The sequence below is a fragment of the Haloactinopolyspora alba genome, from assembly GCF_003014555.1.
GTDB classification, from domain to species: Bacteria; Actinomycetota; Actinomycetes; order Jiangellales; family Jiangellaceae; genus Haloactinopolyspora; species Haloactinopolyspora alba.
This window is the reverse complement of the sequence record NZ_PYGE01000022.1, coordinates 1-23,108: the sequence shown is the minus strand read 5'-3', so window position 1 is coordinate 23,108 and position 23,108 is coordinate 1. Positions and strand designations below refer to the sequence as shown.

The window sequence follows — 23,108 nt, the reverse complement described above, 5'->3', positions numbered from 1 at the left end:
GCTCGGAGTTCGCCAGGCGATCAGGGTATCTGAGGCGGTGCGGGCCGGCTGGCGGCGGCCAGCGCCTGCCCGACATCGGCGACCTCCACCGCCTGGATGCCGGACGGGACGGTACCGGGATCGGCGGGGACCAGTGCGGTGGTGAAGCCCATCCGCTCTGCCTCGGCGAGGCGTCGCTGCAGTCCGGTGACGTGGCGGATCTCTCCGGCCAGGCCGACCTCGCCCAGTGCGATGACGCCGTTGCGGGTGGGCGTCCCGGCCTCGGCGCCGGCGACGGCGAGCAGGACGGCGAGGTCGGCAGCCGGTTCGGACAGCTTGGCGCCGCCCACCGTCGACGTGTAGACATCGCTGCCGCCGAGCTTCACGCCGCCACGGCGTTCGAGCACGGCGAGCACCATGGAGACCCGGGACGAGTCCAGCCCGCTGTTCGCGCGCCGGGGCGTGGCCAGGGCCGACGGAGCGACGAGCGCCTGCACCTCGCCCAGCAGCGGGCGCCGCCCCTCGAGGGTGACGGTGATGCACGTGCCCGGAACGGCCGCCGCGTGCTGGGAGAGGAACAGCCCGGTGGGATCGGCCAGCGACGTGATGCCGGAGTCGGAGAGATCGAAGCAGCCGACCTCGTCGGCGGGACCGTAACGGTTCTTGACGGTGCGGACCATGCGCAGCCGCGAGTGCCGATCGCCCTCGAACTGGAGCACCACGTCGACGAGGTGCTCGAGGACCCTGGGGCCGGCGATGCCGCCGTCCTTGGTGACATGCCCGACGAGGATGGTGGCGATGCCGCGTTCTTTCGCGGCGCGGATCAGCGCTGCTGCGACCTCGCGTACCTGGGTGACGCTGCCGGCCGCGCTGTCGACGGCTGGGCTGGACACGGTCTGCACGGAGTCGAGCACGATCAGGGAGGGGGCGACCTCGTCGATGTGCGTCAGCACCGCCGCCAGATCGGTCTCGGCCGTGAGGAACAGCGCGTCGGCGACGGCGCCGGTGCGTTCGGCGCGCAGCCGCACCTGGGCGGTGGACTCCTCACCCGTGACGTACAGGGCTCGCCCGGCCTCGTGCGCCCAGCGGGCGGTCACGTCGAGCAGCAGGGTCGACTTGCCGACGCCGGGCTCCCCGGCGAGCAGAATGACCGCGCCCTGAACCAGGCCGCCGCCGAGCGCACGATCGAACTCGCCGACGCCGGTGGGCCGCGAGCGTGCGACCTCGAGCTCCACCGAACCGATGGGCCTGGCGGCCTGGGTCACCGCGGCGGCCTGAGTGTTGCTTGCCCGTGCTCCGGTGAGCTCCGCGACCGTGCCCCATGCCTGGCATTCTCCGCAGCGCCCGACCCACTTGGCCGTGGTCCAGCCGCATTCGGAACACCGGTAGGTCTGCGTTGCCTTTGCCATGGTCGCCACGCTATCGGCCGGCGCCGACATCCCGTGGCGCCGAACCCGCCCGCACATGCCGACCGTCGGCGCTGAGCCTCTCAGGCATCGTCGATGCCCGGATGGTTCCAGATGTTCGGCTCGGTATGACATCACGGCACATCCGACGGTTCCCTATCCACTCGGCGCTTTGCCGGGACGGCCAGGAATCACGCTGATAGTGAAAGCAGTGTGGCGAACATGCTGTGGCTGATTACAGCCGCGTATTCATTCTGACAATCAACTTGACACGCCTCCCATCTGCGCGGAAGGTTCTCAACGTCGGGCGACGAGTTTGTCTATGGCCCGGTACAAACCTGCGATGATTCGAGGGGAATTGTGTTCAAGACAGTGCTACGCGGTGCCGTTGTAGCCGGTGCCGCGCTGGCCGCGTGCCTCACCGTGAACGCGACGGCGGTCGCGGCGGGCGAGCAGGCCGGTTCCGACAAGGGCAGCGCCTCGAGCAGCACCACCGAGTCCGGTCTGGGCGGTGCGCTCGGCATGCTGAAGGACCTGGGGGGTGTGACCGACAGCCCCAAGGTCGACGGTGCGCTCGACAGCCTCGGCCTGGACGGTGTCGACATCGGCAACAACGTCTGTGCGCTGCCGTGGCTGTGGCAGGGTCCGTTCAACATCTTCGTCGGCGGCCAGGAGGCCTACTACGAGGCGTGTAACGGCAGTGACGGCGGCAGCGGGGTGTCCGTTGGCGACGGCATCAACATCCTGAACAACGGGAAGAAGGAGTACGGGGACGGCATCAACGTCCTCAACAACACCTGCGCGGCACCCTGGCTGTGGCAGGGCCCGGCCAACGGCGCCGTCAAGGACCAGGGGGCGTACTACGTCGTCTGCAACAGCGAGAAGGCGACCTACGGCGACGGTGTCAACGTCCTCAACGGCGCGTGCGCGCTGCCGTGGCTGTGGCAGGGCCCGGTGAACGTGTTCACCGAGGGCCAGGAGGCGCACTACGTCGCGTGCAACAGCGACGGGACGACCTACGGCGACGGCCTCAACGTCGGCAACAACGTCTGTGCGCTGCCGTGGCTGTGGCAGGGCCCCGTCAACGGCTTCTCGAGTGGACAGGAGGCGCACTACACCGCCTGCAACAACAACGGGACGCTGACCGGCGACGGTGCCAACATCCTGAACAACGCGTGTGCCGCGCCGTGGCTGTGGCAGGGCCCGATCAACGCCGTGCTGGGTGACCAGAAGGCGCACTACACCGCCTGCAACAACACCGGAAGCGAGTCCGGCGACGGGCTGAACGCGCTCAACGACGCGTGCGCGCTGCCGTGGCTGTGGCAGGGCCCCGTCAACACGCTGATCGGAAGCCAGGAGGCCTACTACGCGGCGTGCAACACCGCGGACGACGGCACTGAGGTGGACGGCACTGAGGTGGACGGCACTGAGGTGGACGGCACCGAGGTGGACGGCACCGAGGTGGACGGCACCGAGGTCGACGGCACCGAGGTCGACGGCACCGAGGTCGACGGCACCGAGGTCGACGGCACCGAGGTGGACGGCACCGAGGTCGACGGCACCGAGGTGGACGGCACCGAGGTCGACGGGACCGAGGTGGACGGCACCGAGGTGGACGGCACCGAGGTGGACGGCACCGAGGTGGACGGCACCGAGGTCGACGGGACCGAGGTCGACGGCACTGAGGTGGACGGCACCGAGGTGGACGGCACTGAGGTCGATGGGACTGAGGTGGACGGCACTGAGGTGGACGGCACTGAGGTCGATGGGACTGAGGTCGATGGGACTGAGGTGGACGGCACTGAGGTGGACGGCACTGAGGTGGACGGCACTGAGGTGGACGGCACTGAGGTGGACGGCACTGAGGTGGACGGCACTGAGGTGGACGGGACCGAGGTCGACGGCACCGAGGGCAGCGGCGACGACGTCGCAGACGACGAGTCGGAGAACGAAGCCCTTCCCGACACCGGTGCGGGGAACCAGCTGTGGATCCTCGGCGCCGGCCTGATGCTCGCCGGCGGTGCCGCGGCACTGTTCGCCGGCCGCAGGCAGCGGACGGTGCAGCACTGATCTGAGCCGGTCCGTACGAATCGCCGCTGGGCCCGCACCCTCTCCGCGGGCCCAGCGGTTTCGTCTGTCGCGCTTCCGCCCGCGCTCAGCGCGCCCGCGACGCAACCGTCGCGGGATGCTCCAGCAGCGGTAGCTGCGCCGCCTCGAACGCGGCGCAGTGCCTGGCGAGCTCCTCGTAGGCGGCATCGCCCATCAACGCCCGCAACTCCGGTTCGTTCGACACGTAGACCGGATCGCGACCGACGTGCGCCTCGGTCGCGGTGGTGCAGTACCAGTCCATGTCGTGCCCACCGGGCCCCCAGGCGGCGCGCTCGTACTCACCGATGGTGATCTCGAGATACGTCGTGCCGTCGGGGCGTTCGACGTCGCGGTAAGCACGGCGGATCGGGAGCTGCCAGCACACGTCCGGCTTGGTCTCCAGCGGATGCCGCCCGCTCCGGAGGGCGTAGGCGTGCAGGGCGCAGCCGACCCCGCCGGCGAACCCGGGCCGGTTGTGGAACACGCAGGCGCCGTCCACGACACGCGTCTTCCGGTCGCCGTCCTCGTCGGTCTCGACCACACCACCGCGGAGTCCCTCGCTGCGCAGTTGCCAGTCGTCGTCGGTGAGCTCCGCGGCGAACTCCCGCACCCGGCGCTCGTCGGCATCGTCCGAGAAGTGCGCGCCGTGGGTGCAGCATCCGTCGTCCGGCCGGTCGGCGTAGATACCTGGACAGCCCTGACCGAAGATGCACGACCAGCGGGACGTCAGCCAGGTGAGATCGCACTTGAGCACCTGGCCGCTGTGTGCCGGGTCGGTGAACTCGACCCAGCTCCGTGCGCCGGTCGCCGGTGTTTCCATGACAGCGAGCCTACGAGACACGACCCCGTCGATGCTGTCGCTCGCAATCGCGCGCGGGTGCGCGCGGCACCGGTATGGTCGGCAGCGTGCGTATGGGTGTCCTGGATGTCGGGTCGAACACGGTCCATCTGCTGCTGGTCGATGCTCACCTCGGTGCGCGGCCATTGCCGGCATACAAGGAGAAGACCGACCTGCGCCTGGTCGAGCTGCTCGACGAGGACGGTTCCATCAGCACCGACGGGGCCGAGCGCCTCGTCGAGTGCTGCCGCCGTGCGGTCGAGGTCGCCGAGGACAAGGGCGCCACGTCGATGCTCGCGTTCGCGACGTCGGCGCTGCGTGAGTCGATCAACGGCAGCAAGGTCCTGGACGAGGTCCGAGACCGTGCCGGCGTCGACCTGCAGGTGCTCAGCGGCGAGGACGAGGCGCGGCTGACGTTCCTGGCGGTGCGGCGCTGGTACGGCTGGTCCAGCGGACGGCTGCTGTGTATCGACATCGGCGGCGGGTCGCTGGAGATCGCCGCCGGCCTGGACGAGGACCCGGACGTGGCCGTGTCGCTGCCGCTCGGCGCGGCTCGGTTGACCCGTGACTGGTTCAGCGACGATCCGCCGTCGGCGGACGAGATCCGCGAGTTGCGCCGCCATGTCCGCGCCGAGATCGCCGAGATCGTGGGCACCGTGAACCGTTACGGCCTGCCGGACCAGGCGGTGGCGTCGAGCAAGACCTTCCGGTCGCTGGCGCGTGCCGCCGGTGCCGCGCCGTCCGCGGACGGACAGTACGTCCGGCGGACGTTGAGTCTCGACGACACCAAGGAGCTCGTGACGTCGTTCTCGTCGATCTCCGCTGTCGAACGTGCGAAGGTTCAGGGCGTGTCGTCCGGCCGCTCCGAGCAGCTACTCGCGGGTGCCGTCGTGGCGGACGCCGCGATCGACCTGTTCGACGTGACCAGTGTGGACATCTGTCCGTGGGCACTGCGTGAGGGGATCATCCTGCGCCGCCTCGACCAGCTCGAGAGGCCGCATGCCGGAAATCGGGCATAACGGGTTACAGTCGACATGCTGTGATCGACTCGTGACCCGACCATGGAGGCCTGCCGCGTGCCAGCCGCCCGCCACGCCGCGTCCCGGCGCGTAGCACGTGCGCGGCGTCGCCAGCATCGCCGACGTTCACGGTGGCTGCTCGTGGCGGCGCCGTTCGTGACCATCGGGGTCGCCGGCATGGCCGTCTCGCAGACGCACCTGGACGGTGACCCCGAGCTGGAAGCCGTCGGCCCTGGGTGGTCGACTCCGCCCGCCGACGTCGAAGCGATGCGCTCGGCGGCCGCGGACGATCCGGCGCGGTCCGACCCGTCCCGGTCGCCGCTCTCGTCACCGCCGACCCGCTCGGACGGGTCGCCTTCACCCTCGACACCGTCGCCTTCGACACGTCCGCCGAGTGCCACCCCGTCGTCGAAAACGTTCCCACCGGTCGATGGCTGCACCGCGACCGCGCCCGAGGACGACACGGCCAACGGCGAGCTGGACTCGGACAGCCTCTGCGAGATCGGCAACGGGCACGCCCTGCGCCCGGACGCCGCGGCGGCCTTCGTCGCGCTGGACGAGGCCTACGCGGACGCCACCGGCGCGTCGCTGGTGGCATGTGTCACCGACTCGTACCGCAGTTACGACCAGCAGGTCGAGTTGAGCGAGGAGAAACCCGGCCTCGCCGCCGAGCCGGGCACCAGCAACCACGGGTGGGGGACGGCCGTGGACATCGGATGCGGCGCCGAGCTCTTCACCGGTGCGCTGCACGAGTGGCTCATCACCCACGGCACCGAGTACGGCTGGCACAACCCCCGCTGGGCTCGTAGTGACGGTGTCCGGCCGGAGCCGTGGCACTGGGAGTACGACCCGGATCTGCTGCGCTAGCATCGACGGAACAGCAGGCGCGCCCGCCGCCTCCGCTTACGCTTGAAGGCGTGTCGGAGCTGCGTCAGAGGGCTGGAGGGGTGCTGCGCGTGCCGGAGGCGCCCGTGGGTCTCTCCACGGCGTCGGTGTACCCGCAAGGCGTGGCGACCGCGTTCGAGATGGCGGCGATGCTGGGTTACGACGGCGTCGAGCTGATGGTGTGGACCGATCCCGTCAGTCAGAACATCGACGAGATCGAGCACCTGTCCCGGCAGTACGGCATGCCGGTGCTGTCGGTGCACGCTCCGTGCCTGCTGATCACGCAGCGGGTGTGGTCGCCCGACCCGATGACCCGGCTGAGCCGGTCGTTGGAGGCCGCGGCCAGGCTGGGCGCACCGACGGTCGTCGTCCACCCGCCGTTCCGGTGGCAGCGCGAGTACGCGCGTACGTTCGTCGACCGGGTCGCGGAGCTGGAGGCGGAGTCCGGGATCGCGATCGCGGTCGAGAACATGTACCCGTGGCGGGCGGCCGGACGTGAGGTCGCGGCGTACGCGCCGGACTGGGACCCCACGGACGAGGGCTACCGCAACATCACGCTGGACGTGTCGCACGCGGCCGTGGCCGGCATGGACTCGCTGGCGATGGCCGAGGCGCTGGGTGACCGGCTGACGCACCTGCACATGACGGACGGCACCGGATCGGCACGCGACGAGCACCTGATTCCGGGACGGGGCACGCAGCCGTGCTCCGCGGTGCTGGAGCGGCTCGCTCGCACCGGATGGTCCGGGGCGGTCATCCTGGAGGTGACCACACGGCGCGCGCGGACGACCGCCGAGCGCGAGGCCGACCTGGCCGAAGCGCTGGCGTTCACCCGGCTCAACCTGGCCGCCTCGGTCAGCACCGCCTTCGCCGTGGGGGCCGACGGGACGGCCGAGGTGGTGGCGCGCGACCCGGCCGGATGAGCACCGGGCGGCTGGGTGAGCGGGGCGCGGGAACGGGCCGGACGAGAAGGGGTGGCCCGCGTCCGGGCAACCGGCCCGGCCACGAACGACGCGCCGGTGCCGTACGGCGACCGGCGCGTGAGTCACACGGACGACGCGGGAGAGGCGCCCGTCGGCCACGGCCGTGACCGGACCGTTGGGCGGCCTCCCGCGCGCGTCGTCGACCCACGAATCTCCGGCGGCGTCATCGACGACGGAGACCCGCGATGTCAGCTGCCTTACGGCAGCAGCTGCGTGCCCTCGGGGAGCAGCTCGGTGAGCGGGGTGCCCTCCGGGAGCAGCGTCTTGATCTCGCCCTCGAGCTCGGCCGGCACCTCGGCGCCGCCGCCGTTGCACGCCACGTACTCGCCGTTCTGGTTGCCGACGAAGACGTTGAACGGGCCCTGCCAGAACCACGGAAGTGCGCAGACGTCGTTGCCGAAGTTGATGCCCTCGGCCGCTGCCGCCTCGTCGCTGTCCATGCCGTTGCAGGCGGTGTAGGAGCCGTCCTGGTTCTCGACCAGGACGTTGAACGGGCCCTGCCAGAACCAGGGCAGGACGCAGGCGTCGTTCAGGATGTTGATGTCGCCCGCTTCGGTCATCTCCGTGACCTCGGGGACACCGGCCGAGTCGGCCTCGGTGGCCGAAGCCGTGGACGTGAACCCGACACAGGCTGCAAGCGAGGCGCCTGCGACCAGTGCGCCGCGCAGTACCTTGTTCACTACATTTCTCCTTGGATGATGAAATGTTGATTGACGATGGTCGTGCTGATGATGCGCATCGGGTAGAAGCCTCCGTTCTCAGATGACCCATGTCAAGCACCTTGTCGATGAGTCACCTCAATGGTCGAGGCGAGCCGCGAACGGCCCGGTGTGGATCGGCGACATTTCGACCCGCGCGTGAATGCGAACGATGCCTCGATGCGGCCGATGTCCCGAATTTTGCCGGCCGAATACCGCCGGATGTCGGAATAGTGCGTGATCCGGTCTGTGCGGGCGGAGATCCCGAGTCGGGTACCATGCGGCCAATTGAAGGCGAATGACCGGAGGTGCTCTTCGTGCGTCCCGCGTGCTCCGGCGAGGCGGCCGGGCGCCTTGACGATACGAGCGGGTGGCGGCAGATTCATCACGTGATGAGTTCTGGTCCACGGCCTCTGTCCGCCGGCACATGGTGAGCGGGTCTCGCGCCGGTCGCCGGCGAGGCGCGCCGGACACGAAGGGCGAGATCCTCGCCGCCGCCCGGGTCGAGTTCGGTGAGAAGGGGTACGACCGCGCGTCCGTGCGTGGCATCGCCGCGCGTGCCGGCGTGGACGCGGCGTTGGTGCACCATTACTTCGGCACCAAGGAGAAGCTGTTCCTGGCGGCTCTGGAGATCCCGTTCGACCCGGAGGCGATCGCGGCGCGGATCGCCGACGGCGGCCTCTCCGGTCTTGGTGAACGCGCGGCGCGGACGTTCCTCTCGGTGTGGGGCGACCCGGACAAGCGGGCTCCGTTGCTGACGTTGCTGCGGTCGGCGATGTCCAACGAGGCGGCGGCCACGATGCTCCGCGAGTTCGCCACCCGGATGATCCTCGGTCGGGTGCTGGCGGCTTTCGACGGCCTGCCGGATGCGCGGCTGCGTGTCGAGGCGATGGTCTCGCACCTGTTCGGCCTGGTCATCACCCGCTACGTGCTGCAGCTCGAGCCGATCGCGTCGACGTCGGACGAGGACGTCATCGCGCTGGTGGCGCCGGTGCTTCAGGCCTACGTCGATTCCGCGATCGCGGAGCAGTGATCATCAGCGCTGCACTGCCGCTGTGGCGGTAACTGATCCCTGATGATCAGCCCGAACGGTGTTGACCCGGGCCGGGTTACGCGCGCAATATTCATCGTATGATGAATTTATCGGCAGGCCGGTCGCCGGGGGACACGTCCCGTGCGGCCGACGCGGCCGTCCGGGCCCGCGGCCTGCGGGTGGTCCGCGGCGCACGGACGGTGCTCGACGACTTCGACCTCGACGTCCGGCAGGGCACGCTGACCGGGCTGCTCGGACCCTCCGGATCCGGCAAGTCCACGCTGATGCGCGCGATCGTCGGAGTGCAGCGTGTGGCTGGCGGCGCCGTGGACGTGCTCGGCCGGCCGGCCGGGGCGAAGGTGCTGCGCGACCGCGTCGGATACGTGACGCAGGAACCGGCCGTGTACGGCGACCTGACGATCCGGCAGAACCTCCGGTACTTCGCCAGGGTGCTCGGCGCGCCCCGCAGCGACGTCGACCGGGTCATCGACCAGGTCCAGCTCGGCTCGCACGCCGACCATCTGGTGTCGCGGCTGTCAGGCGGGCAGCGCTCCCGTGTGTCGCTCGCGACAGCCCTGCTCGGCACGCCGGAGCTGATCGTTCTGGACGAGCCCACGGTCGGGCTCGACCCGGTCCTGCGCGTCGAGCTGTGGGGGCTGTTCCACCGCATCGTCGAGGCCGGCGCGACGCTGCTGGTGTCCAGCCACGTCATGGACGAGGCCGAGCGCTGCGAACGGCTCGTCCTGCTCCGCGAGGGGTCGCTCCTCGCCGACGACACCCTTCCCAACCTGCTCGAACGGACCGGAACAGGCGATGCCGAGCAGGCCTTCCTGAAGCTCATCGAGCAGGCGGACAACGGAATGAGGACCCCATGAGTCTGCGCATCACCCTGGCGACCGCCGCCCGTGTCCTGGCACAGCTGCGGCACGACCCGCGCACGATCGTGATGATGCTCGCCGTCCCGAGCCTGCTGATCAGCCTGCTGTGGTGGGTCTACGACGGCGGGCGGCTGTTCGACGTGGTCGGGCCGGCGCTGCTGGCGATCTTCCCGTTCCTGGTCATGTTCCTGGTGACGTCGATCGCGACGCTGCGCGAACGGACGTCCGGAACGCTGGAGCGGCTGCTGGCGATGCCGACGGGCAAGCTGGACTTCCTGCTCGGTTACGCCGTCGCCTTCGGCTCGGTGGCGCTCGTCCAGGCGGGTGCCACCGCCGCTGTCGCGGTCGGGCTGCTCGACATGCAGACCGCCGGCCCGGCGTGGATCCTCGTCGTCGTCGCCGTGTTCGACGCGCTGCTCGGGGTGGCCCTCGGGCTGTTCGTCAGCGCCTTCGCGTCCACCGAGTTCCAGGTCGTGCAGTTCATGCCCGCGTTGATCCTTCCCCAGTTCCTGCTGTGCGGGCTGCTGGTACCTCGCGACGAACTGCCGGACGTGCTCGGCGCCGTCTCGGACGTCCTGCCGCTGTCCTACGCGGTCGATGCGATGCGCGACGTCCAGGCGGCGACGGACCCGGCGGTCGCCGGCGACGTCCTCGTCGTCGTCGGGTTCTCGGTCGCGTTGCTCGCCCTCGGCGCGGCGACGTTGCGACGCCGGACGCCCTGAACCCGCGGCGGGCGCGGAACCGGTGGAGCGTCCCCGGACGGGCGGCAGTCCCGCGGCGCGACCGCACCTGCGCCGTAGCGTGCCGTACCCTGACGGAAACGTACTGCCGGATACGGAAGGGCGACCGCCTTGGCCGGGTCGATGATGCGTTCGATGTTGCTCGGAGCGTCGCGGAGCGGGCGCCTGCGACGCACGGTCGAGACCGTACCGGTGACGCGCAACCTCGTCGCGAGGTTCGTGCCCGGGACGGACGAGAGCGACGTCGTCCGCGCGGCGGGTGAACTCGTCGACGACGGGCTGACGGTCACCATCGACCACCTCGGTGAGGACGCGGCGGACCGGAACCAGGCCGACGCGGTCACCCGCGCGTACGTCTCCCTGCTGCGAGCCATGGGCGAAGCCGGGTTCGGGCCGGAGGTCGAGGTGTCGGTGAAGCTCTCGGCGGTGGGGCAGGCGCTGTCGGGCGAGGGCACGGCCGTCGCACTGGACAACGCGCGGCGGATCTGCGCCGCGGCGGACGGCGTCGGCACGACCGTGACCGTCGACATGGAGGACCACACCACCACCGACGCGACGCTCGCCACGGTGCGCGAGCTGCGCGCGGACTTCCCGAGCGTGGGCGCGGTGCTCCAGGCCTATCTGAAGCGCACCGAGGCCGACTGCCGCGACCTGGCCTACGAGGGCTCGCGGGTGCGGCTGTGCAAGGGTGCCTACGACGAGCCGCCGAGCGTCGCGTTCACCGAGCGCGCCGACGTCGACCGCTCCTACGTGCGGTGCATGAAGGTGCTCTTCGGCGGCCGCGGCTACCCGATGATCGCCACGCACGACCCGCGCATCGTCGAGATCGCCGGGTCGCTGGCCGCGCGGCACCGTCGTGAACAGGGCAGTTACGAATACCAGATGCTCTACGGTGTACGGCCACGCGAGCAGCGACGGTTGGTCCGTGCGGGCGAGCGGGTGCGGGTGTACGTGCCCTACGGCGCGGAATGGTACGGGTATCTGGTGCGGCGGCTGGCCGAGCGGCCGGCCAACATGGCCCTCTTCCTACGATCGGTGGCGAGCAAGAAATGACAGTGGCGATTCTCGGCGCGGGCGTCATGGGCGAAGCCCTGCTCTCCGGCCTGGTGCACGCGGGCCGCCGGGTCTCCGAACTGCTGGTGACCGACCGGCGTCCCGAGCGTGCGGCCGAACTGACCGAGCGGTACGGCGTCGAGGTCGTCGACAACCCGGCGGCCGTCAAGCGCGCCGACACCGTCCTGGTGGTGGTGAAGCCGCAGGACATGGGTGCGCTGCTGGACGAGATCAGCGACTCCGCCCGGCCCGGGCAGCTCGTGGTGTCGCTGGCGGCCGGCATCACCACGACGTTCATCGAGTCCCGGCTACCGTCCGGGGTCGCCGTCGTCCGGGTGATGCCGAACACGCCCGCGCTGGTCGACGAGGGCATGTCCGCCATCTCGGCGGGCTCGCACTGTGACGAGGCGCATCTGAGTGAGGCCGAGGGGCTGCTGCGCTCGACCGGGAAGGTGGCGCGCGTCCCCGAGAAGCAGTTGGACGCGGTCACCGCCATCTCCGGGTCCGGGCCGGCGTACGTGTTCTACGTGGTCGAAGCGATGATCGAGGCCGGTGTGCACATGGGCCTGCCGCGCGCCACCGCCACCGAGTTCGTCGTGCAGACCCTGGTCGGCTCGGCCAAGCTGCTGTCGGACACCGGCGAGCACCCGACGGTGCTGCGCGAGCGGGTCACCTCTCCGGGCGGAACCACCGCCGCCGCGCTGCGCCTGCTCGAGGACGGCAAGGTCCGGGCGGACTTCCTGGCGGCCATGGAGGCCGCGCGGGACCGGTCGCGCTCGTTGTCGTCCGGCGAGCCGGTGTGACGGCATGAACGAGCCTCGCTGCGCCGCGCACATCGCCTGGGACGATGCGCTGACCGGCTACGATTTCGGCCGCGGACATCCGATGAGCCCGGTGCGGCTCGACCTGACCATCCGGCTGGCCCGGGCCATGGGCGTCCTGGACCGCCCGGACGTGCGGGTCGTCGCGCCGAAGATGGCCGACGACGCGGCCCTGACCAGCGTGCACACCGCCGAATACGTCGCGGCGGTCCGTGCGGCGGGAGCCGACCCGGCCACCGTCGACCTCGAGCACGGGCTCGGCACCGACGACGACCCGTGCTTCACCGGGATGCACGAGGCGAGCGCCGGTATCGTCGGCGGCACCGTCGAGGCGGCCCGAGCGGTCTGGGACGGCCGGGCGCTGCACGGCGTGAACGTGGCCGGCGGCCTGCACCATGCGATGGCCGATCACGCGGCCGGCTTCTGCGTCTACAACGACGTCGCCGTCGGCATCCGCGCGCTGCTCGACGCCGGAGCCGAACGGGTGGCCTACGTGGACGTCGACGTGCACCACGGCGACGGCGTGCAGGCCGCCTTCTACGACGACCCGCGGGTGCTGACGGTCAGCCTGCACGAGTCGCCGCGCACCCTGTTCCCGGGAACCGGCACCCCGAACGAGACCGGGGCGCCGTCGGCGGAGGGCAGCGCCGTCAACGTGGCACTGCCGCCGGGCACCAACGACGTGGGGTGGCTGCGCGCGTTCCACGCCGTCGTGCCGCCGCTGCTGCGCTCGTGGAAACCGCAGATCCTGGTCACACAGCACGGCTGCGACGGGCACCTGGACGATCCCCTGGCGCACCTCGCGCTGACGGTCGACGGCCAGCGTGCGTCCTACGTCGCCCTGCACGAGCTGGCACACGAGCTGTGTGACGGGCGGTGGGTGGCCACCGGCGGCGGCGGATACGCCGTCCTCGACGTGGTGCCGCGCGCGTGGACACACCTGCTGGCCATCGCCGCCGAGGCGCCGATCGCGCCGGAGACGGACATCCCCCAGTCGTGGCGCGACCACGTCGGGGCGGTGTACGGGCGCGGTGCGCAGCTGCGGATGACCGACGGCGCCGCGCCCGAGGCGACGGACTGGAACGACGGCTACGACCCGGCCGAATGGCTCGACCAGGCCGTGCTCGCGACCCGGAACGCGGTGTTTCCGCTGCACGGCCTGGACCCCGGCCACTGACGGCGTCGCCGTCCTGACGACCATGAGGATCGGCCGGGGGAGGAGAGCCCGCGCCCGCCGCGGAAGCGGGGCGAAGGTCACAAGATCGGATCAATCGCCGCGCGCGGCCGATTCACCGGGCCGTCCCCCTTTCCCATCCGTCACATCCGCCACTACGATCGAACGACACGTAGCCGTAGACGGGCGTCGACGAGGAAGCGCCGGCGGCGCGTGGTGGAGGGGCGATGACGACGAACGGACCGGAAGCACCGTTGGGAGAGGTGCGCTTCCTCACCGTGGCCGAGGTGGCGACCGTGATGAGGGTCTCGAAGATGACCGTGTACCGCCTCGTCCACGCCGGCACGCTGCCGGCGGTCCAGGTCGGACGGTCTTTCCGCATCCCCGAGAGCGCGGTGCACGAGTACCTGCGCGAGTCCTACGTCCACGGGATGGAAGCCGGCTGAGCGCCTGCTCCGTGCTGTAACGATTGGATCACGCACCCGGGCCCGCGGATAACCTGTGTCGGTGCGCGCGGGCTCCCCGTGTTGCCGAGGAAGTCCGCGGCCGCTGTGCGGTCCTGCGGAGCGGACACGACCGACCGAACCGAGTGAGGGTGGCCCCGTGGGCTCTGTGATCAAGAAGCGCCGCAAGCGGATGGCGAAGAAGAAGCACCGTAAGCTCCTGCGCCGCACGCGAGTGCAGCGACGTCGTCAGGGCAAGTAGGCCGTCGGCGGGCCCGTACCGGGTACACCACGGCCACGGGCGGCGCCGGCGATAAGCTGGCGGCCTGCGTGACGGGAGGGTCGATCCGGTGTCGAGGGTGGTCATGGTCGTCGGGGTGGCCCGGCACCTGGGCGCGCTCCTCGCCGAGCAGCTCTCCCACGACGACCGCGTCGACCGCGTCGTCGGCATCGACGTCGTCCCGCCGGACGACGACATCGGCGACGCCGAGTTCGTCCGGGCCGACATCCGCACCTCCGACATCGGCCGCGTCATGCAGCGAGTCGAGCCGGACACCGTCGTACACATGAACATCCTGGCGACGCGGTCCGACGCGGGTGGCCGCTCGCCGCAGAAAGAGATCAACGTCATCGGCACCATGCAGCTGCTGGCGGCCTGCCAGCGCGCGGCGTCGGTGCGCACAGTGGTGGTGAAGTCGTCCACCACCGTCTACGGGGCCGGCGCTCACGCTCCCGCGCTGTTCACCGAGGACATGGTGCCGGGAGCGCTGGCGCGCGGCGGGTACGAGAAGGACGCGAGCGAGGTGGAGGCCTACGTCCGCGGATTCTCCAGGCGCCGCCCCGACGTCCACGTCAGCATCCTGCGCTTCGCCAACGTCCTCGGGCCCACCATCCGCACGGCGCTGTCCGAGTACTTCGCGCTGCCCGCCGTCCCGTTCGTCGCCGGGCGCGACCCGCGGTTCCAGCTCGTGCACGAGCAAGACTGCCTGGACGCGTTGCGGCACACCACGCTGGGCGAGCACACCGGCATCGTCAACGTCGCCGGCGACGGCTTCCTCGTGCTCAGCCAGGCGCTGGCCAGAGCCGGGCGCCCGGCGGTGCCGCTGCCGACCCTCGGAACGCCCCTGGTCGGCGGGCTGATGCGACGTACCGGCGTCGCCGACATGGATTCCGCGCAGGTGCGTTTCCTCACCCACGGGCGCGGCGTCGACACGACCAGGATGCGCGAGCAGCTCGGGTTCGAGCCGGCGTACAGCACCATGGCCACGTTCGACGAGTTCGTCCGGGCACGCGTCACCGGTGGTTTCGACTCGCACGCCGTGCTCGCCGCTGCGCGGCAGGTGCGTACCCGCCTCGCGGACGGGCTCGGCCACCAGAGAGGGCAGCCGTGACCGGTCCCGACGAGCCTGACGACGACCAGAGGGCCGGCGCGCTCGACCGGGTGGCCGCAGCGGCCGGCCGGTTCGTGCGCGAGCGGCTGGGGCCCGACGCCGAGCGGTTGGCGTCGTTCGCCGGCAGACGGCTCACCGGCGAGTTCGAGGTCGATGCTTTCGGTTTCGACGAGGACCTCACCGAGACGGTGCTGCTGCCGGTGCTGCGTCCGCTGTACCGGCACTGGTTCCGCGTCGACGTGCGCGGTGTCGAGAACATCCCGGACGACGGGCCGGCGCTGGTGGTGGCCAACCATTCCGGAACGCTGCCGGTCGATTCACTGATGACGCAGCTGGCGGTGCACGACGAGCACCCGCGGTCGCGGCACCTGCGCACACTCGCGGCGACGCTGGTGTTCCAGCTCCCGGTGATCTCCGACCTGGCGCGCAAGGGCGGTTCGACGCTCGCGTGCAACGACGACGTCCAGGCGCTGCTGTCGGCCGGCGAGGTCGTGGGCGTGTGGCCCGAGGGATTCAAGGGCGTCGGCAAACCGTTCGCCGAGCGTTACCAGCTGCAGCGCTTCGGCCGCGGGGGGTTCGTGGCGGCCGCGCTGCGCACCGGGACACCCATCGTGCCGTGCTCGGTGGTCGGCGCGGAGGAGATCTATCCGATGGTCGCCAACGCCGGTTACGTCGCGCGGCTGCTCGGGTTGCCGTACTTCCCGGTCACGCCGACGTTCCCGTGGCTCGGCCCGCTGGGGCTGATCCCGTTGCCGTCCAAGTGGCTGATCGAGTTCGGCGAGCCGATCCGCACCGACGAGTACCCCGCCGGAGCGGCGGACGACCCCATGGTGGTGTTCGAGCTGACCGACCGTGTCCGCGACACCATTCAGCAGACCCTGCACGAGCTGCTACAGCTGCGGGGCTCGGCGTTCGGCTGACCTGTGGTGGTCCGGGCTGATCGGGAGCGGCCGTCACCAGGCGAGTGCACGCGTCACCACCCTTGCAGGCCTCGTGACGCATGGAATTCCATGCGGAACGTGATCATTTTCGGTCCGGTCAGGCAGGGCGGCTCAGCGGCGGCGGGCGGCGGCGACACCGACCACCGTTCCGGCCAGTGCGCCGATGCCGGCGGCGATCGCCAGCGTCGTGGTGCGCCGGCGACCCCGATAGTCCCGGACGCGCCAGTCGCGTTCCCGGGCGTGCCGCCGCAACCGGCGGTCCGGGTTGACCGCACAGGGGAAACCGACCAGCGACAGCATCGGGATGTCGTTGGCGGAGTCGCTGTAGGCCGAGCACCGCGACATGTCGAGCTGCTCGCGCCGGGCCAGGGAGGCGACCGCGGCCGCCTTGGCCTCGCCGTGCAACAGGTCGCCGTCGAGGCGGCCGGTGTAATGGCCGCCGACGCGCTCGGCGACCGTTCCGAGCGCTCCGGTCAGCCCCAGCCGGCGAGCGATGACCGCAGCGACCTCGACCGGGGCGGCGGTGACCAGCCAGACCCGCTGGCCCTGGTCGACGTGCAACTGCGCGATGGCCCGGGTGCCCGGCCAGAGCTTGTGCGCCATCCACTCGTCGAAGGTCTCCTCGGCGACGTCGGCGAGCTCGGCCACCGACCGCCCGGTGATGAAGGACAGCGCGGCCGCCCGGGCCTCGTGGATGTGCTCCGCGTGCTCGGCGCCGAGCGCGAACCGCGCCTGGCGCCGGGCGAAGCGCAGGATGTCGGCGGTGCGCAGGAACCCCCGGGCGTGCATGCCCCGAGCCAGGTAGAACAGCGACGCGCCCCGGAGCAGTGTGTTGTCGAGGTCGAAGAACGCCGCCGACCGGGTGTCGGCCGGCACGTCCAGCCCGGCCACTGCCTCCGCGGTCCGCGCCGCGAGCTCGCCAGTCATGGCCGAGCGGCGGGCAGAAGTTCGCCGCAGCCGCATGGTCGCCCAGGGTACAAGGAATTCCCACCCCGATGGCGTCACGCGCGGCGGCTGTGGACGAACGATGGTGCTGGAGCCGGACCAACCGGATTCAGGGCGTCGCGGTGGTCGAGTTTCGGACGGTGAGGTGGGGCTGAAAGACCACGCGCTCATGCTTGGCATCGGCGCCCATCGGGAGTTCCTTGAGCAGGAGTTCGGTCGCGACGTGCCCCAGCTCGTACTTCGGCTGGCCGATGGAGGTCAGCGGGACGGGTGCCTCGGCGGCGAGGTCGACGTCGTCGTAGCCCATGACGGCGACGTCGCCGGGGACGTCGCGGCCGACCTGAGCCAGGGCCCGGGTGACGCCGATGGCCAGCAGGTCGTTGGTGCAGAAGACCGCGTCTGGAGTGGAGTCGAGCGCGAGGAGCTGGTCGACCGCGCTGACCCCGGCGTGGATCGTCATGGTCGAGTTGACCACCTCGATCAGGTCGTCGGCGGAGCGGCCGGCAGCGGACAAGGCCCGGCGTGCGCCGCGACGACGGTCGGAGCACTGGCGCAGCGATGTGGGCCCGTTCACCAGGGCGATGCGCTTGGCACCCAGGCCAAGCAGGTGCTCGATGGCGACCTGGCCGCCCCGCACGTCGTCGACCGCCGCGGAGGAGTAGTCGCTGAGCTTCGCCGAGCGGTCGACCAGGACGACTCCGGAGCCGCGGTCGCGCAGCCGGGACAGCCCGGAGGGGATGGCCCCGATGGGGTTGATGAGAACCCCCGCGACCCGCTGCTCCTCGAGTACGTCGAGGTAGCCGTTCTGCTTGTCGATGTCCTGATCGCAGTTGCACAGCACGACGACGTAACCCTGCTGGCCGGCAGCGTCGACCGCTCCCCGGGCCACGTCGGCGAAGAAGGGGTTGGTGATGTCGGGTACGACCAGGCCGATCATCCGGCTGCGCCCCGTGCGGAGATCCGCCGCGCCGCGGTTGGGGACGAAATCGAGGCGCTCTATGACCTGTTCGACCCGCGCGAGCGTCGCCTCGGAGACCTTGTCCGGCCGGTTCAGGACATTCGAGACCGTGCCCACAGAGACTCCGGCGAGGCGGGCCACTTCACGGATGCCGGTCAGCGGTTTCGCGTTGGAGCCTCGCGGCGCGTGTCGCTTGCGTTCGCCCGGCATCTCCACCTCGTTCCGGCTCATTCATCGTGTCCACCGATTCTGCCACGTACGACCTGGTGAAACGCCGATCAGCAGGCTCCTTCCCACGTTTGGCCGAGTTCCACCCGATCGGCACGTGTCAGGGTCGAACCCCGGACCGACGTCCGGCGATTCACCAGGTGCGGCGGGCGGCGCTCCAACCGAGCTCACCGAGGTGGAACGTCACCGCGACAGTCTCCGCACCCGGACGGTGCACGATGTCGTCCGGGCCCGCAGACCGAAACCGCACCCCGGCTTCGACGGCGGTGATCGCCGACCGGCCGGCCCACTCGGCGACATCCAGCGCGACGCGGTTCCAGCCGGCCGGCCAGGTCCCGGCCGTGGCCTCCGCGACGGCACCCTCGGCTCCGTGGACCCGAAGTACCAGTTCCGGGCGCCTGTGCGGCTTGGGCACGCACAGGTCGATCAGGCCATAGACGAACTGCGCGGCCGTCAGATCCATCGGTCCGGCGAGAACGAGGCGGAGCAGGTGAGGGACGTCGGGCTCGACGTCCCCCCGGCCGGTCAAGCGCAGGACCGGCCCGGGCACCTGGGCGTGCGGCACGGGCATGCAGTGCAGGCCGTGGTCGAGGACGTCGAGGCCGGCGACGTCGACCGTCGGGACCACGGCCGATGTCGCCGCGGGCAGCCAGTTCTCCCCGCCGGACACGTCCGCGGCCGTCTCGGCAAGAGCCGGCTGCCGGCCCGACGGCAGCGAGACCGGGGGCACCGCGAGCGGCTTCGGCCACATGCCATGGACACGGTGGCGTCCCGGCCCGACGTCGACGGGCTCCGCGCCGGGAAGCCGGACCGCCGCGGCCGCGCCCACCGGCACTTCGACGTCGAGCCACAGGTCGTCGCCGTCGCGCTCCCACGCCACGCGCACCGTGCCGCGCACGGTCTGGGTGACGCTGGACGCGCGATCGACGCCCTCCACGGGCTGCGGCGCGACCTCGAACCGGCGGAAGCCGGCCGCCGTTGGTCGCAGTCCCACCAGGCCGGTCCACACCCAGCCAGCGAACGGACCGCCGAGACCGACGTGGTCGAGTGAGCCGGTGCCCGTGTTGCTCGGGTCGATCGACCAGTTCTCCCACAACGTGCCCGGACCGTCGACGAGCATCGAGCCGATACCGGGCTGTTCGGGCTGGTGGACGGCGTCGCTGATCACCTGGGCGCGATCGGTCGCGGCCAGCGCGCGTACCAGCGTCGTGGTCGCCGCGAACCCCGTGCTCGCACGGTTGCCGCGCGCCCGGACGTCGCGCTCGATGGCCACGGCGGCATCCTCGGCCTCGCCGGGGCCGACGAGGCCTGCGACGACGGCGACCGCGTTCGCGCCCTGCGAGCCGTTCGCCCAGACGTCGCGGCCGGAGTCGCGGAACACGGCACGGGCGGACGTCCGTAGGCCGGTGGCCTGGTCGCGCCGCCGTTGCCCCTCGGCCCCGTCGCCGAACTCCTCCTCGAGTGCGGCCAGCGTGTCGAGGGCATCAAGTGTCGCACCGGTGTGCAGCAGTTCCGGCGGCGTCTGGGCCAGGCCCAGCCAGTCGTGGCCGTAGCTGATCTCGGCATCGCGGACAGCGCCGTCACGGACCAGGCTCAGCTGGTAGTCGACCCATCGCCGCAGGGCGGGCAGGTGCTCGGCAACGAGGACGGGGTCGCCGTAATGCAGCCAGTGCCCGAGCAGGACGCGCTGTAGCGCCGACCCCCACACGGGATCCGACGGTGGTGCTTTGGGCGGGATGGCGGGTACGACCGCCGGGATGCTGCCGTCGGTGCGCTGACTGGTCGCCAGGTCGCCGAGCCATTTGCGGTAGAAGCCGCCGAGATCCAGCTGGGCGAGCGCGAGGTCGGTGGTGGCGGCGGCGTCGCCGGTCCAGCCGGCTTGCTCGCGTGTCGGGCAGTCCTCGGGGATGCCGTGCAGATTGTTGAGCTGGGTGCGCCTTGCGGCCCTGACCAGGCGCAGCATGGTCGGGTCGTCGGAGTCGAATGCCGCGGCGTCCGGCAGGTCCGAATGCAGCACGAGCCCGGTGACCGCCGCCTCGGCGTCGTCGGGGAGCCCCATGACCTCGAGATACCGGAACCCGTGGAAGGCGAACCACGCCTCCGCGACGTCGTCCGGTTCGCCGGTGCAGACGTATTCCACCGACTGCCGGTGCCGGGCGCCGTCGTACGGCATCTTCAGGTTGGTCGTGTCGACGGATCCGTCGGGTCCCAGCAGCTCGCCGTGGACGACGACGATCTCGGTGCCGGCCGGCACCGTGTCGCGCAGCGTCACCCGGGAACGGCCGGCGATGTTCGTCCCGACGTCGTAGACCCGCCGCCCGGGCCCGGGCCGGCCGATCTCCGTCGCTGTGCGTTCGGCCACGGCGCGGATCGGCGGCGCCGGGTCGGGCACGATGCGCGACGGCATCCCGGGCTCGCCGGGTGCGACCACGGCCACGGGTTCACTTGCGTCGGTCGCGGCATGCCGGGGGTCGTGTCGCTCGACGTAGAACGCCTCGTCGACCACCACCTGGGACGGACGTGAGGACCAGTCGGCGCCCGTGCCCGCGCGCACCACTGAGCCGTCGCCCAGCACGGCGACGACCTCGGCGAGCAGTCGCGGATCGTGCCCGCATCTCGCCCAGTGACTCGCACCGAGGTCGATCTCGAGCGTGGTCGAACCGGCGGTGAGCAGGTCGGTGACGTCATAGGTGCGGTAGAGCGCCCGCACGGCGTCGGTGCGCGACGCCTCGGCGGTGCCCGGATTGACGACGTCGCCGCCGACCCGCGCGCGGTAGACGCCCTGCGCGGTGACGTGCAGGCGGGCTCGCACCGGAGCGGCCGGGAGGTCGATGGCACCGACCACCGTCCGCGGCGAGGACACCGAGACCCATGCCGCTCTCCAGTCCTCGGCGCACAGCGGACCGGCCTCGATCGCGGCGGGCTCGGCCCAGCCCGACCAGGCACCGTGCTCGTCGCGGGTCCGGACCGTCCACCGGTACCGGCTGTACGGCGCCACGTCGGCGTCCGGCCGGATCCACGTCGACTCCGCCGACTCGACGACACCTGACGACCACGTCAGCGAGACGTCGCCGGCCGTGCGCGGATCGAGGTCGTCCGGTGCGAGACGCACCTCGTACGCGGTCTGGGTCTGCCCGTCGCGCACCAGCGGCACGATCCACGAGAACCTCGGCCGTGCCGCGGACACGACGTGGACGACCCGGGACGGGGGCGGCGGCTCGCTCGCGCCGAGCGGCCGGTGGTCGTCGACCCAGCGGAGCGTGGGCACGGGGCTGGTGTCGTGGTCGGTCACACGTGGTCCTTACGCATCAGATCGAGGAGATCGGGCGCGCGGTCGGAGTGCCGGCGCGCGGCGTCGGCGTCGTAGGGCCGGCGCCGCCAGGCATGGCCGTGGCTGTCGCAGATCACATGATCACACCGATGTCAGATGAGTTGGCGCCGCGCCGCCCAGGCGACGACCTGGATGGTGCTGGACACGCCGAGGCGGTCGCACAGGGCCCGGGAGCGACGGCGGACGGTGCGGTCGGACAGGTCGAGTCGCCGCGCGATGGCCTCGATGCACAGGCCGTCGGCGAACAGGGAGATCAGAGTCAGTTCGTCGGCCGAAAAGACCCGGCGAGGGTCGTCGGAGGCCACCGGGCACACCCGCAGGTGCGGCACCGGGCGGACCGGGGCACGCTCGGCGAGCGCGGCGGAAAAACGGTTCATCGTCATGGGCGTCGACCTGTTCGTGTCAGCGGACTGTCGCCGAAAATGACGTTTCAATGAAGTGAACGTACGGGGTCGGCCAGATGTGGTCAACACTTCGACGGTAACGATTTGAGACGATTCAACCCCTTGCAAGTGCGCCCAGGTCGCATCCATGCCCACCTGAGCGCACCGAAGACGAGAAGCGGCGAACGGAGCCCGGTCCCCCCGGTTGGTCGTATTCTCGGGTACTGGTGCGCTGACGTGGGCGCGGTTGGCCGAGGCGATCGGAAGCCGTGAGCGCCGGGGGCGCCGCGGTCCGGGCATAAAACCGTGGTGAAACGATCAGGTGCCGACCGGCTACGCGTCCGGGCTGCACCACCCGGCGGAGTCCAGCTGGAAGTGCGGGTTACAGGTCGGGTCATTGGCGCCGAACGCCCACATCGCCAGCTCCACCCGGTCGACCGGGGAACGACCGGCCCAGCCGGACACGTCGAGGCGGATCTCGTTCCACGTGTTGGCCGCGGAGGGCCTTCGGTGCCGGGCGGCTGCGTCGATCTCGACGTTCGCGACCCGCTTGCGGCCCAGCCGTAGCGTAGTAGTGCACGACAGTTGTACAAGACATCGGGTGTGTCGCTGGTTGGTGGCCGGTATCGGCCATGGTGTTGACATGGGTGTGGGTGTGCCCATGTGATTGGTGAGATTGAAACGGATCAACACTGTCGGTGTGGTGTCTGGGTGTTTCGTGGGCACGCGCCCGGGTTGCATGAGTGGGCGGTTGGTCTGGGTGCCGAACCTGCAATCGTGATTGGAGCTGGATGATGGCGGCGGAGGATCGTGGGAGTGGGTGGCCTGTTGTGGTGCGGCGGTTGTCGGCTGTGGTGGTGGCGGGTGCGGTGGTGCTGTTGGGGCAGTCACCG

The 23,108-nt window shown here is 70.8% G+C and carries 22 protein-coding genes; 14 read left to right on the top strand and 8 right to left on the bottom strand.

Annotated elements, in window-relative coordinates:
- Positions 1–20: 20 nt before the first annotated feature.
- Positions 21–1,388, bottom strand: a complete 1,368-nt coding sequence (gene radA / locus CLV30_RS21825) for a DNA repair protein RadA (protein ID WP_106539408.1) — start codon at positions 1,386–1,388, stop codon at positions 21–23.
- A 357-nt stretch (positions 1,389–1,745) separates the two neighbouring features.
- Between radA and CLV30_RS21820 the strand changes: the two genes are divergently transcribed.
- Positions 1,746–3,455 carry an LPXTG cell wall anchor domain-containing protein gene (locus CLV30_RS21820; RefSeq protein WP_106539358.1) on the top strand — a complete coding sequence of 570 codons (1,710 nt, stop codon included), beginning with the start codon at positions 1,746–1,748 and terminating at the stop codon, positions 3,453–3,455.
- 85 nt (positions 3,456–3,540) lie between these two features.
- Here the strand turns inward: CLV30_RS21820 and CLV30_RS21815 are convergent, their stop codons facing one another.
- Positions 3,541–4,293: a DUF3109 family protein gene (locus tag CLV30_RS21815; RefSeq protein ID WP_106539357.1), complete on the bottom strand. Its 753-nt coding sequence runs from the start codon at positions 4,291–4,293 to the stop codon at positions 3,541–3,543.
- Positions 4,294–4,379: 86 nt separating this feature from the next.
- Between CLV30_RS21815 and CLV30_RS21810 the strand changes: the two genes are divergently transcribed.
- The 3 genes from CLV30_RS21810 (at position 4,380) to CLV30_RS21800 (ending at position 7,138) form a co-directional block, all read left to right on the top strand.
- Positions 4,380–5,330 carry a Ppx/GppA family phosphatase gene (locus CLV30_RS21810; RefSeq protein WP_106539356.1) on the top strand — a complete coding sequence of 317 codons (951 nt, stop codon included), beginning with the start codon at positions 4,380–4,382 and terminating at the stop codon, positions 5,328–5,330.
- 141 nt (positions 5,331–5,471) lie between these two features.
- Positions 5,472–6,197 (top strand): M15 family metallopeptidase, encoded by a 726-nt coding sequence (locus CLV30_RS21805; protein WP_165358565.1) that lies wholly within the window; start codon positions 5,472–5,474, stop codon positions 6,195–6,197.
- A gap of 80 nt (positions 6,198–6,277) precedes the next feature.
- Positions 6,278–7,138, top strand: coding sequence for a sugar phosphate isomerase/epimerase family protein (locus CLV30_RS21800; RefSeq protein ID WP_106539354.1), 861 nt, complete (start codon positions 6,278–6,280; stop codon positions 7,136–7,138).
- Positions 7,139–7,395: 257 nt separating this feature from the next.
- On the opposite strand, the gene CLV30_RS21795 is transcribed toward CLV30_RS21800, so the two are convergent.
- The gene (locus CLV30_RS21795) at positions 7,396–7,878 is read right to left on the bottom strand and encodes a hypothetical protein (RefSeq protein WP_106539353.1); all 483 of its coding nucleotides are present in this window, start codon (positions 7,876–7,878) and stop codon (positions 7,396–7,398) included.
- Between the two features lie 445 nt (positions 7,879–8,323).
- Between CLV30_RS21795 and CLV30_RS21790 the strand changes: the two genes are divergently transcribed.
- From CLV30_RS21790 to CLV30_RS21745, 10 genes are all read left to right on the top strand, one after another.
- On the top strand, positions 8,324–8,929 hold the full coding sequence (locus tag CLV30_RS21790) for a TetR/AcrR family transcriptional regulator (RefSeq protein ID WP_106539352.1): 606 nt from the start codon (positions 8,324–8,326) through the stop codon (positions 8,927–8,929).
- Positions 8,930–9,027: 98 nt separating this feature from the next.
- A complete protein-coding gene (locus tag CLV30_RS21785) occupies positions 9,028–9,804 on the top strand; it encodes an ABC transporter ATP-binding protein (RefSeq protein WP_106539351.1) in 777 nt (258 codons plus the stop codon).
- Positions 9,801–10,529, top strand: a complete 729-nt coding sequence (locus tag CLV30_RS21780) for an ABC transporter permease (protein WP_106539350.1) — start codon at positions 9,801–9,803, stop codon at positions 10,527–10,529. Before CLV30_RS21785 ends, CLV30_RS21780 begins: the two co-directional genes overlap by 4 nt.
- Before the next feature lie 141 nt (positions 10,530–10,670).
- Entirely contained in the window at positions 10,671–11,600 is a 930-nt protein-coding gene (locus CLV30_RS21775) for a proline dehydrogenase family protein (protein ID WP_106539407.1), read from the top strand.
- Complete coding sequence (gene proC, locus CLV30_RS21770) at positions 11,597–12,403, top strand: pyrroline-5-carboxylate reductase (RefSeq protein ID WP_106539349.1); 807 nt, start codon at positions 11,597–11,599, stop codon at positions 12,401–12,403. Before CLV30_RS21775 ends, proC begins: the two co-directional genes overlap by 4 nt.
- 4 nt (positions 12,404–12,407) lie before the next feature.
- Positions 12,408–13,598 (top strand): acetoin utilization protein AcuC, encoded by a 1,191-nt coding sequence (locus CLV30_RS21765; protein ID WP_106539348.1) that lies wholly within the window; start codon positions 12,408–12,410, stop codon positions 13,596–13,598.
- 224 nt (positions 13,599–13,822) lie between these two features.
- A complete protein-coding gene (locus tag CLV30_RS21760) occupies positions 13,823–14,041 on the top strand; it encodes a helix-turn-helix domain-containing protein (protein ID WP_106539347.1) in 219 nt (72 codons plus the stop codon).
- Between the two features lie 157 nt (positions 14,042–14,198).
- Positions 14,199–14,300 carry a 30S ribosomal protein bS22 gene (locus CLV30_RS21755; protein ID WP_106539346.1) on the top strand — a complete coding sequence of 34 codons (102 nt, stop codon included), beginning with the start codon at positions 14,199–14,201 and terminating at the stop codon, positions 14,298–14,300.
- A gap of 88 nt (positions 14,301–14,388) precedes the next feature.
- Complete coding sequence (locus CLV30_RS27080) at positions 14,389–15,429, top strand: NAD-dependent epimerase/dehydratase family protein (protein WP_129710964.1); 1,041 nt, start codon at positions 14,389–14,391, stop codon at positions 15,427–15,429.
- Positions 15,426–16,349 carry a lysophospholipid acyltransferase family protein gene (locus CLV30_RS21745; RefSeq protein WP_205740723.1) on the top strand — a complete coding sequence of 308 codons (924 nt, stop codon included), beginning with the start codon at positions 15,426–15,428 and terminating at the stop codon, positions 16,347–16,349. Before CLV30_RS27080 ends, CLV30_RS21745 begins: the two co-directional genes overlap by 4 nt.
- A 132-nt stretch (positions 16,350–16,481) precedes the next feature.
- Here the strand turns inward: CLV30_RS21745 and CLV30_RS21740 are convergent, their stop codons facing one another.
- The 5 genes from CLV30_RS21740 to CLV30_RS26115 all read right to left on the bottom strand — a co-directional run bounded on the left by CLV30_RS21740 (position 16,482) and on the right by CLV30_RS26115 (position 22,860).
- Positions 16,482–17,333 carry an HAD family hydrolase gene (locus CLV30_RS21740; RefSeq protein ID WP_106539343.1) on the bottom strand — a complete coding sequence of 284 codons (852 nt, stop codon included), beginning with the start codon at positions 17,331–17,333 and terminating at the stop codon, positions 16,482–16,484.
- 91 nt (positions 17,334–17,424) lie between these two features.
- Complete coding sequence (locus CLV30_RS21735; RefSeq protein WP_205740724.1) at positions 17,425–18,504, bottom strand: LacI family DNA-binding transcriptional regulator; 1,080 nt, start codon at positions 18,502–18,504, stop codon at positions 17,425–17,427.
- 130 nt (positions 18,505–18,634) lie between these two features.
- On the bottom strand, positions 18,635–21,793 hold the full coding sequence (locus CLV30_RS21730) for an alpha-L-rhamnosidase (RefSeq protein WP_106539342.1): 3,159 nt from the start codon (positions 21,791–21,793) through the stop codon (positions 18,635–18,637).
- A 131-nt stretch (positions 21,794–21,924) separates the two neighbouring features.
- A complete protein-coding gene (locus tag CLV30_RS21725) occupies positions 21,925–22,215 on the bottom strand; it encodes a LuxR C-terminal-related transcriptional regulator (protein WP_205740725.1) in 291 nt (96 codons plus the stop codon).
- A 333-nt stretch (positions 22,216–22,548) separates the two neighbouring features.
- Entirely contained in the window at positions 22,549–22,860 is a 312-nt protein-coding gene (locus CLV30_RS26115) for a hypothetical protein (protein ID WP_129710965.1), read from the bottom strand.
- Positions 22,861–23,108 lie beyond the last annotated feature (248 nt).